Annotated in this window: 10 protein-coding genes and 1 pseudogene; 6 read left to right on the top strand and 5 right to left on the bottom strand. The window is 71.0% G+C overall.

Annotated elements, in window-relative coordinates:
• Positions 1–122, top strand: a pseudogene (locus ABZ937_RS37625) (ribonucleoside-diphosphate reductase); the annotation flags it as partial.
• A gap of 66 nt (positions 123–188) precedes the next feature.
• On the opposite strand, the gene ABZ937_RS37620 reads toward ABZ937_RS37625, so the two are convergent.
• The 5 genes from ABZ937_RS37620 to ABZ937_RS37600 are packed head-to-tail and all read right to left on the bottom strand — an operon-like array spanning position 189 to position 4644.
• A complete protein-coding gene (locus ABZ937_RS37620; protein ID WP_361698940.1) occupies positions 189–746 on the bottom strand; it encodes an NADPH-dependent FMN reductase in 558 nt (185 codons plus the stop codon).
• 39 nt (positions 747–785) lie between these two features.
• On the bottom strand, positions 786–1910 hold the full coding sequence (locus ABZ937_RS37615; protein ID WP_361698938.1) for a GNAT family N-acetyltransferase: 1125 nt from the start codon (positions 1908–1910) through the stop codon (positions 786–788).
• 54 nt (positions 1911–1964) lie between these two features.
• On the bottom strand, positions 1965–2555 hold the full coding sequence (locus tag ABZ937_RS37610; RefSeq protein WP_361698936.1) for a nitroreductase family protein: 591 nt from the start codon (positions 2553–2555) through the stop codon (positions 1965–1967).
• Positions 2556–2594: 39 nt separating this feature from the next.
• Positions 2595–3791 (bottom strand): ATP-grasp domain-containing protein, encoded by a 1197-nt coding sequence (locus ABZ937_RS37605; RefSeq protein ID WP_361698934.1) that lies wholly within the window; start codon positions 3789–3791, stop codon positions 2595–2597.
• A gap of 7 nt (positions 3792–3798) precedes the next feature.
• On the bottom strand, positions 3799–4644 hold the full coding sequence (locus ABZ937_RS37600; protein WP_361698932.1) for an amidohydrolase family protein: 846 nt from the start codon (positions 4642–4644) through the stop codon (positions 3799–3801).
• A gap of 383 nt (positions 4645–5027) precedes the next feature.
• Here ABZ937_RS37600 and ABZ937_RS37595 point away from each other — a divergent pair, with 383 nt between their 5' ends.
• The 5 genes from ABZ937_RS37595 to ABZ937_RS37575 all read left to right on the top strand — a co-directional run bounded on the left by ABZ937_RS37595 (position 5028) and on the right by ABZ937_RS37575 (position 9303).
• Entirely contained in the window at positions 5028–6161 is a 1134-nt protein-coding gene (locus tag ABZ937_RS37595) for an acyl-CoA dehydrogenase family protein (protein ID WP_361698930.1), read from the top strand.
• Positions 6162–6243: 82 nt separating this feature from the next.
• Positions 6244–7029 (top strand): SDR family oxidoreductase, encoded by a 786-nt coding sequence (locus ABZ937_RS37590; protein WP_361698928.1) that lies wholly within the window; start codon positions 6244–6246, stop codon positions 7027–7029.
• A gap of 81 nt (positions 7030–7110) precedes the next feature.
• Positions 7111–7746, top strand: a complete 636-nt coding sequence (locus ABZ937_RS37585; protein WP_361698926.1) for a DUF6875 domain-containing protein — start codon at positions 7111–7113, stop codon at positions 7744–7746.
• Positions 7743–8057 (top strand): YciI family protein, encoded by a 315-nt coding sequence (locus ABZ937_RS37580; protein WP_361698924.1) that lies wholly within the window; start codon positions 7743–7745, stop codon positions 8055–8057. The genes ABZ937_RS37585 and ABZ937_RS37580 overlap by 4 nt, the downstream gene beginning before the upstream one ends.
• 7 nt (positions 8058–8064) lie before the next feature.
• A complete protein-coding gene (locus tag ABZ937_RS37575; RefSeq protein ID WP_361698922.1) occupies positions 8065–9303 on the top strand; it encodes an ATP-grasp domain-containing protein in 1239 nt (412 codons plus the stop codon).

Here is a 9303-nt window from a genome sequence, read left to right as displayed (position 1 = left end):
AGAACCCCTTCTCCTTCATGGAACTCCAGGGCGTCCAGGAACTGACGAACTTCTTCGAGCGCCGCCCCTCGGCCTACCAGGTCGCGGTGGAGGGCTCGGTGTCGTTCGACGACGACTTCTGAGCCGGACCCGTTACCTCCCGTACAGGGGGTCCCCAGAGCGTTCCGGGGACCCCCTGTCGGCTGTCGTCAGGACGCGAGGGTGCCGTTGCCCTCGCGGGCCTCGGCGACGGCGTGGGCGAGGTCGTCCAGGAGGCCGGACAGGGCCTTCCGGGTGGGCTCGTCGGTGACCCGGCCGTCGGTGATCTTCAGCGTGGCCTGCGGGATGCGCAGGTCCCGCGGGATCACCCGGGCGCTCATCACGGTGAGCGTCTCGGCCAGCCAGGCGCGGGCCCGGTCGCCGCCGGTGATCGCGGGGGACGCGCTGGCCAGGGCCACCGGCTTGCCGGCGATCTCGCTCCCGCCGACCAGCCACTCCAGGGCGTTCTTCAGCACACCCGAGGTGCCGTGGGCGTACTCCGGGGTCACGATCAGCAGGCCGTCCGCCGCGCCGACCGCGGCTCGCAGCTCGGCCGCGGCCCCGGGCAGCGCGCTCCGCTCGACGTCTGCGTCGAAGAACGGCAGCCGGTCCAGGCCCGGGTCGACGGTGAGTTCGCGCGGGGGCAGGGTCAGTTCCGCCGCCGCGCGCAGCACGGCCGCGTTCAGTGACCCGGACCGCAGGCTGCCGCACAGACCGAGGATCTTCATGCCGGTCAGCCTACGTTCCCGGCGGTGCCGGCCGGCGGTTCAGCAGAAGTGCGTCCACTCCTCGCGGTCGGTGATCGCGCGGGCCAGCGCGGGGTCCTCCTCGATCGCGGCGAGCCGGTCCGCGTTGTGCTTGCGGATCAGCTCGCCGTGCCCGGCGAGGGCGCTGTCCGCGGACAGGTCCAGCAGCCACAGCGGGCGCAGCCGGGCACCCCGGTTCACCTTGGCGTCGAGGGTCTTCTTGCCCGCGTGCAGCCGGCGCACGCCCAGCTGCCGGGCGAGCGCGATCTGGCTGTAGTAGACGACGTTGAAGTACTCGGCGGCCTTGGCCAGGCGGGCGTAGTCGAACGCCGCCCAGCGCAGGAACACGCTGTCCTGCCAGACGTAGTAGATGCAGAAGCCGACCGGCTCGCCGTCCCGGCGGCACAGGGCCACCCGGGCCGCGTCCCCGGTGGTGCGCACATAGGTGCTGAATGCCTTGACGAAGCGCTCCCGCTCGGTGGAGGCGCCGTACTTGGCGGCGGCCGGCACGGTGAGGTCGGGCAGCAGCTCCCAGCACTCGCCGAGCGGCACGTGGCTGACGGTGAAGCCGGCCTCCTCGAAGGCCCGGACCTCGCGGCGGATGCTGATCCGCCGCTTGGACGGGAAGGAGGCGATCCAGGCGTCCCAGCCGCCCTCCGGCACCTCGATCCACGCATCGGGCTCCAGCAGCACCGGTACGGCCTCCACGCCGGCCCGCTCGGCCGCCCGGGCGCCCTCGGTGTCCAGGAACATGGCGACACAGCTGGCGTCGCCCGAGGACGGGTCCAGCGTGTCGCGGGCCCGGCGCAGCGCTTCCGCGACCAGCCCGGCGTCGGTCAGGTCACCGAGGAGGGCGGTCTGGTAGCCCTGCGTCGGGCCGACCAGGGTGCCCGTGCCGGGGATGCCGGGCAGGCCGCGGCCGGCCAGGGTCGCGGCCCAGTCGTAGTTGGCCTGCTTGGGCGTGTAGCCGGGGGTGACCGGAACGGCGACGGTCCGGTCGCCCTGCCGGGCGGCCACGGCCGCGGGCGGGTGCGGGGAACCGTCGGCGCAGTGGCCCAGCCACATGCTGCTCGAATAGAAGTGGGGCCCGGCCAGCCGGTCCCATGCGGATTCCGGTACCCCGCCCAGAGATTCACTCGCCGCCATGCGTGCCCGTTCCCGAGGTGGAAGAAGTCTGCGGTGGGGGGCAGGTTAGCACCGTCACCACGGCGTTCCCGCGGAACCTTCCCGCAGGGTCAGGGAGTTGAGGTCGTGGCGGAGCCGCGGACCGCCTTCCTCGGCGCGCAGTCGCTCCGGCAGACCGTCCGGAGTTCCCAGTCTGCCGACGGCCATCACCACGCACGGGCGGTAATCCTCGGGAATGGCGAACGTCCTGCGCAGGGCGTCCTGGTCGAATCCCGCCATCTGGCGTGCGTGCAGCCCGTCCCCGTGGGCCTGGAAGGTCATATGGGAAAAGGCCTGGCCGACGTCGTACAGCCCCCAGTTGAGCGGTGCGCCTTCCGGGGTGGCCAGCTGTACGACACCGCCGATCAGGGCGCTCGCCGAGCCCGCCCATTCCCGGTTCACCGGGGCCAGGCAGTCGAAGATCTGCTTGAACACCGAGTCGCCCCGGCGGCCGACGACGAATCGCCAGGGCTGGGAGTTCCGGGAGGAGGGCGCCCAGCGGCCCGCCTCCAATATCGTGTCGAGCGCGGAGTCGCTCAGCACATGGTCCGTGTCATAGGCGCGAGGGCTCCAGCGGTCGGCGATCACAGGGTGGATGCTGATGGTCTCGTTCACGGCGGGAGCCATAGCGGGATTGTCTTCCTTCCATCGTCGGGCGACGGACGATCAGCGCCTGCCCGGAAAGGTCTCGTACAGGAACCGGATGTTCGCGTGGACCGCTTCGGCGTCGGCGGCGCGGAACATCGCGTGACCGCAGCGCCAGCGCTGCATGCGCACCCCGTCGATCGTCTCCAGTTTCGGTGTGCGCCGGGTGTCGTAGTCGATCGACACCACCGCTTCCGGGTGCGGGAATCCGAAATCCGGCCAGGCCGCCGTCGCTCCGATGTCGACGGTGAAGAATCCGACGCCCCAGGTTTCGGACGCGGGTCCGGGAGAGGGCGCGGGATGCCCGACCAGGGCTCCGAGATATGCCCGGAAGGGCTCGATTCCGTACGTCTCCTCCAGAAGCCGCACGATGTTTCCGCCGCCGAACCGGGTGTGGATCTCGACGAGTTCCAGTCGGTCCCCGGCGATTTTCAGTTCGGCGTGGATCGGCGCGGTCTCGATGCCCAGTGCCTTGACGACGTCCTGGACATGGCTCTCGATCCGCGCCACGGTGCCGTCGTCCAGCAGGGCCGGCATGAGGTGCCCGACCTCGAAGTAGTTGGGCGCCCCGGTGTTGACCTTGTCGGTCACCGCGAAGCGGAACAGCCGGCCGTCGACGGCCAGGCCCTCGAAGCTGATCTCCCGGCCCGGGATGAACTCCTCGATCAGCACACTGTCGCGCAGCGGGGAGCCGTCCAGGTAGTAGTCGCGTACGACGGCGAGGTCATCGGGACCGTCGACGCGGTGCACGGCGATGCTGCCGGCCAGGGAACGGGGTTTGACCACCACGGGCAGCCGCAGGCCGGCGAGGGCCGCGGGCAGCTCCGTCACCGGGCACTCGGTGAAGCCGACGCCGGTCAGGCCCGCCTCCCGCAGCGCCTGGCGCATCAGGTACTTGTCCCGGACCCGCAGCTCCGCCGCGCTGGAGGTGCCCGGCAGACCGAGCCGTTCGCGCACCTGGGCGGCGAGAACCAGCTGCCGCTCGGTCACCGACACGACCGTGTGCGGGGCGAGCGCGGCAGCCGCCGCGCTCACCGCCTCCACGGTCGGCTCGGCGACCGGCACCCTGGCGCAGCGGACCGAGGCGTCCACCTTGGCCAGCGCCTCCTCGGTGTCGGCCACATGGACGCGCAGGCCCAGGGCCTCGGCGTCCCGGACCACCGTGGCCAGTTCATGGAGGTTCCAGGGGACCCCCACCACCAGAATCTCCGTGTTCATGCGGCGGTCAGGCGATGCCGAGCAGCCGGGCCGCGTTGCGGTACAGGAGGTTCTCGACGGCCTCCTCGGGCAGGCCCAGGTTGCGGATCTCCTTGAGGTGGGCGGAGAGCGAGGAGACACCCACCGGCCAGTCGGAGCCGAACAGGACCTTGTGCGAGATCTCCGCGAGCTCGGGGAGATAGACGAGGAGCTTCTCGGGCTTGATGAACGCGGTGTCGAGATACAGGTTCGGGTACGTCCGGGCCATTTCCGTGGCCTCGCCGGTCCAGATCGGCTTGCCGGCGTGGCAGAACACCACGGTGAGGTCCGGGCATTCGTCCAGAATGGGCTGGAAGATCTTCGGGTCGCCGTACTCGTCGACGCCGTCGTCCTGGCCCGTCGTCCCGGTGTGGAACATGAGGATCAGACCGTCGGCCTCCAGCCGCCGGTAGAACTCCATCAGCTCCGGGGTGATGGGGTGGAAGTCGTGGTCGGCCGGGTAGAGCTTGTATCCCTTGATCCCGCGCTTGAGATCCGACTCGTACTTGGCGATGACGTCGGGAGTCCGGTTCGGGTTGACATTTCCGAAGGGAATGAAGAAGTCCTTGTCCTCACCGGCCGCTTCCCAGAAGTCGCAGATGAAGTCGGTGGTCGGGACGAAGTTCACGCCGGGGCCCTCGTCGGCCACCAGGACGGTGCGGACCACACCGGCGTTGCGCAGGTAGGCGGCGAGCCCGCGGGGGTCGGAGAACAGCGCCTTCATGTCGAAGTCACGCCGGCTCGCCGTCCCTTCGAGCAGGTTCTTGATGTCATCCCGCATCCGGTCGAAATCGCCGACGTGAACGTGGAAGTCGATGACGCCAGGAATGGTCATGGTGAAGGCTCCCGGTAGCGGTTGGCCTGAACGCGGTGCCGGAACGTTCCGCGTACTCTTTGATGCTTCTGTGGAGAAGCTGTGAACTCTGCGGCACAGCCGGGCAGAGAGGAAGAAATCAGCCGGCCGGTAGTGCCCTGCGGATCACCGGCTGATTCCGATTCCATAAGAGCGTAGGCAGAACGTCGACGGGGAGACAACCCTCCCCAACGCTTCCTCCGCGAAGGTCCGTTTTGTTACGCATCGACGACAGAACATAAACAGCGTGCAAACAATCGGGCATCCTTGTTTGAGCCCGGTACGGGTGGTAGAAGTCTGAAGCTGTCTCACCAAGACAGGAGCTGAGCACAGTTTTCCGCCATCACGGAAGCGTTGGTGCACCAATGACGGGGGTCATAGACAGAAATCGGCCACCTGCCGATTCATTCACGTCACTTTTGGAAGTGGCCCGAGAGGCGTCTTCCAGCCATGCCGCCAAGGCAGATGAAACCGGGCAGTTGGCCCCAGAGGTGACAGAGGCCATTCTCCGGGCGGGATTCGCCCGATTCTTTGTGCCGCCCGCCTGGGGCGGCGGTTCCGGTTCCTTTCTCGACATGACCCGCGGAGCCACGGCCATCGGCCGGGGCTGCACCTCCGCGGCCTGGTTCGCGTCCCTCGCCGCCACCCTCGGCCGGTTCGCCGCCTACCTGCCCGACGAGGGCCGCGCCGCCGTGTGGGCGGACGGCCCCGACACCCTGGTCGTGGGCTCCCTGGTGCCGTCCGGCACCGCCGTGCGCGAGGGCACGGGGTGGCGGCTCAACGGCTCGTGGCCCAACGTCAGTTCGGTCCGGTTCGCGCAGTGGGCGCTGGTCCTGGCACTGGCCGAGACCGAGCGGGGCGAGGAGCGCGTGTTCTTCGCCGTGCCGCGCGCCGGCTACGAGATCTCCGAGACCTGGTCCGCCCTGGGCATGCGGGCCACCGGCAGCCACACCGTGCTGGTGCGCGACTGGCTGGTTCCCGACGGTCACTCCTTCGCCCGGAGCGATCTCGACACCGGGCGGCGGGACGGCGCCGACGTCCCGTACTGTGCCGTACCGCTGGAGGCGGTCTCGGGGCTGAGCTTCGCGGCGCCGGTGCTGGGCGCCGCGCGGGGCGCGCTGGAGACCTGGAAGCAGCTGTACACCGGCCCGAGGAGACCGCCGGCGATGGCACTGTCGGCCGGTGCGGCGGAGCAGGCGTTCGCCAGAGCCGCCGCCGAGGTCGACACCGCCGAACTGGTCCTGGAGAGCGTGGCCGTGGCCGCGGACACCGGGACGTTCCCGGAGGGCTGGCCCGAGCGGGGCGCCCGGGACTGCGCGCTGGCCACCGAACTCTGTGTGGCCGCGGTGGACCGGCTGGCCCGCAGCGCCGGCACCGGTGCCCTGGCCAACGGCCGTGACCTGCAGCGGATCTGGCGTGATGTCAGCACGGCCGCAAGCCACATCATGCTGAACTTCCCCCGGGCGGCGGCCGGTTACGTCCGCACCGTCCTCACCTGACCTGTCGGCGCGCTCACCGGCCCGGTCGACGTACCGGACCGGCCCGTCGGCGCCCGCATCCCGACCAAGGACATCGCACATCATGAGCAGGGTGGCACTGATCACCGGAGCCGGCCGCGGAATCGGCCGGTCCATCGCGCTGCGACTGGCGGCGGCCGGCTACGCCGTCGCCCTCACCGCGCGTTCGAAGGACCAGCTGGAGGAGACCGCCGCCCTGGTCGCGGCGGACGGCGGCCGTGCGCTCGCCGTGCCCGGGGACGTGACGGACCCACGGGACGTGGCCCACGTCTGCGACACGGTCGACTCCGCCCTCGGGCCCGTCGACGTCCTGGTCAACAACGCGGGGGTGACCGGGCCGATGCGGCCCTTCCTGGAGACGGACCCCGACCAGTGGTGGGCCGTCGTGGAGACCAACGTACGCGGCCCTGCCCTGCTCAGCCGGCGGGTCCTGCCCTCGATGGTCCGCCGGGGCACGGGCCATGTCGTCAACATCAACTCGCTGCAAGGATCCGACGGTTCCGGCTCCCCCCCGGCCTACGGGGTGTCGAAGGCGGCGCTGATGCGCTTCACCGACTCCCTCGCCGCGGAGCTGCGGGGCACCGGTGTCATGGTGGTGGACCTGAGCCCCGGCCTCGTCCGCACGTCGATGACCGCGGACCGCGCGGACCTCGCGCGGGTCCCCGCCGAGGTGTGGCAGCCGCCGGAGAAGGCGGCCGGGCTGGTGCTCGCCCTGGTCTCGGGCGGCTACGAGGAGCTGCACGGCCGGTTCGTCCACGTCACCGACGACCTCGACCAGCTCGTCGCCCGGGTCCGGGAGGACCGGGACGCCGGGCCGGGCGATCTGCGCGTCCTGCGGCTGCGGCGCTGACCGCCCGCCGCACGTCCCCCCCGCGCACCTCCCGCCCGCCGCACGTCAATGCCGCTGCCGAGCCTTAGCGAAGGATGAGACATGAGCCGAACCCCGGCCGTCACCGGTCCGGAGAAGACGGAATCCCCCCAGGTGGTCGCGGACGTCCTCGACTGGATCTCCGGCTTCATCATGCAGCCGCACCCCGACCTCGGCCGCAAGGGCGCGGTCTGCCCGTTCATGGACCGGGCGATGAAGCACGGCCGGGTTCTGGTCAACCCCGTCCGGATCGGTGCGGAGAGCGACGTCCCGCGGCTGCGCGCCGCCACCCGGGAGTGGCTCGGCCGGATCCGCAACGCCTCCCACGGGGGCGAGGAGTACGAGTCGGTGGTGTTCGTCCCGTTCGGCGGCGACGAGGACTTCCTGCGCGAGACCGTGACCCGGGTCCAGGCCGAGCTGCGCTTCGAGGCGCTCGAACAGGGCGTCATGGTCGGCGAGTTCTACCCGGGCCACGAGGCGTCCGCCATCCACAACGGCGAGTTCCGGCCCTTGCGCAGCCCCCGCCCGATCCTCGGGATCCGCAGCATGGTGGAGACCGACATCTACTTCCTGCGGCTGGACACCGGCTCGGAACTCGACCGCCGCCGCTGTCTGGCCGTCTGGCACCGGTTCTTCGGCACCACCGCGGCCGAACCGCTGCTGTCCCTGTACACGGAGGCCCTGGAGGTGGCTGCATGAGCACCGGGGACGGTCTGACGCACGTCCTGATCATCCGCAACTGGGCGCCGGCCGAGGTGTACCGCCAGTACACCCCGGACCACATCGCCTACCTCGACCGGTTCCACGCCGCCGGCGTCTTCCGGCTCTCCGGCAGGTCGACGTCCCCGGGGCACGCCGGGGTGATCATCGCCGAAGGGGTGACCCACGACGAGATCAGCCGGATCGTGGAGGACGATCCGTATGTCAAGGCCGGAGTCTGCGAGTACCAGATCGTGACGGTCGAAGCGCTGTCCGACCGGCGCGCGGCGGCAACCATCCCTACGGAGTAGGCACTTCATGACGCACATCCTGATGATCGGCTTCAGTGCGGTGTTCCTGCGGGGCATCGACGGCAAGGTGCCGCCCGCGAGCATCACCGTGCTGGAGGAGCCGGACATCATCCGGGGCGGGGACCTGGCGCGGAAGGCGGAGGCGCTCGGCTGTGTCGCCGCCCTCGTGCCCGCGACCTACCACCAGGGCGGGGACCATGTGGCCGTGGCCGAGGACCTGCACGCGCGGGTCCCGGTGACCGCGGTCGTCCCGGGCCTGGAGTACGGGGTCGTGGCCGCGGCGGCGATCGCCGAGCGGCTGGGACTGCCCGGGGCCTCCCCGCGGGCCGCCGCGACCCTGCGCGACAAGAGCGCGCTGCGCGAGGTCACCGCGGCGGCGGGGGTGCGCAATCCGCGCTGGCGGGAGATCCGTTCGGCGGCGGACATCGTCGAGTTCGCCGGTGCCGGACCGGTGGTGGTCAAGCCCGCCGACCGGCAGGGCAGCGTGGGCGTGCAGCTGCTGGACGCCGTGGACCCGGACATCGCGCGCCAGGCGTGGCAGGCGGTGGTGGGCGCCGACGAGCCGGGCAAGATCCCCGACCGGCCTATGCGCTGGCGGTATCTGGCCGAGGAGCGGCTCACCGGTGCCGAGTTCAGCGCCGAGGCGCTGGTCAGCGGCGGCAGCGTCGTCTTCCTGAACATCACCGAGAAGTTCGTGATCCCCGGCCGGCACCCGGTCGAGGCCGGGCATCTGCTGCCGGCCGCGCTCGGGGACGACGAGCAGGCGGAGTTCGACAAGGGCATGCGGATGCTGGTCGCGGCGACGGGCTTCGACACGGGCATCCTGCACGCCGAGTGGATGCGTACGGAGCAGGGCCTCACGCTCATCGAGTGCGCCGGCCGCTGCCCGGGCGACCGCATCACCGACCTGATCGACCAGGCGTACGGCACCTCGCTGCGCAACTGCCTCATCGACCTGCTGTCCGGGCGCCCGGCACAGCTGCCCGGCCCGGCCGGCGAAACGGTCACCATCCAGTTCCTGGCCGCCGAGCCGGGGGTGGTGGAGGACGTGCACGGCGTCGAGGAGGCGCGGGCGCTGCCCGGGGTCGGCGCGGTGCATGTCTCGGCCGGCCCCGGTGACACCGCCCGGGCGTGGTCCTCGTCCTGGGACCGGTCCGGCTTCGTCGTCGCGAGCGGCGCCGGCCGGGCCGAGGCGCTGGGCCGGGCCGAGGCCGCGCGCGCCGCGATCCGCATCGAGACCAGGTGA

This window comes from Streptomyces sp. NPDC046727, assembly GCF_040645635.1.
Classification (GTDB): domain Bacteria; phylum Actinomycetota; class Actinomycetes; order Streptomycetales; family Streptomycetaceae; genus Streptomyces.
The sequence above is the reverse complement of the archived record's forward strand: the minus strand, read 5'-3'. Positions and strand labels throughout refer to the sequence as shown.

What these genes read in the sequence shown, in the direction of transcription:
- ABZ937_RS37620 (WP_361698940.1), bottom strand. Translation starts at nt 746, where the DNA reads ATGAAGATCCTCGGTCTGTGCGGCAGCCTGCGGTCCGGGTCACTGAAC.
- ABZ937_RS37615 (WP_361698938.1), bottom strand. Translation starts at nt 1,910, where the DNA reads ATGGCGGCGAGTGAATCTCTGGGCGGGGTACCGGAATCCGCATGGGAC.
- ABZ937_RS37610 (WP_361698936.1), bottom strand. Translation starts at nt 2,555, where the DNA reads ATGGCTCCCGCCGTGAACGAGACCATCAGCATCCACCCTGTGATCGCC.
- ABZ937_RS37605 (WP_361698934.1), bottom strand. Translation starts at nt 3,791, where the DNA reads ATGAACACGGAGATTCTGGTGGTGGGGGTCCCCTGGAACCTCCATGAA.
- ABZ937_RS37600 (WP_361698932.1), bottom strand. Translation starts at nt 4,644, where the DNA reads ATGACCATTCCTGGCGTCATCGACTTCCACGTTCACGTCGGCGATTTC.
- ABZ937_RS37595 (WP_361698930.1), top strand. Translation starts at nt 5,028, where the DNA reads ATGACGGGGGTCATAGACAGAAATCGGCCACCTGCCGATTCATTCACG.
- ABZ937_RS37590 (WP_361698928.1), top strand. Translation starts at nt 6,244, where the DNA reads ATGAGCAGGGTGGCACTGATCACCGGAGCCGGCCGCGGAATCGGCCGG.
- ABZ937_RS37585 (WP_361698926.1), top strand. Translation starts at nt 7,111, where the DNA reads ATGAGCCGAACCCCGGCCGTCACCGGTCCGGAGAAGACGGAATCCCCC.
- ABZ937_RS37580 (WP_361698924.1), top strand. Translation starts at nt 7,743, where the DNA reads ATGAGCACCGGGGACGGTCTGACGCACGTCCTGATCATCCGCAACTGG.
- ABZ937_RS37575 (WP_361698922.1), top strand. Translation starts at nt 8,065, where the DNA reads ATGACGCACATCCTGATGATCGGCTTCAGTGCGGTGTTCCTGCGGGGC.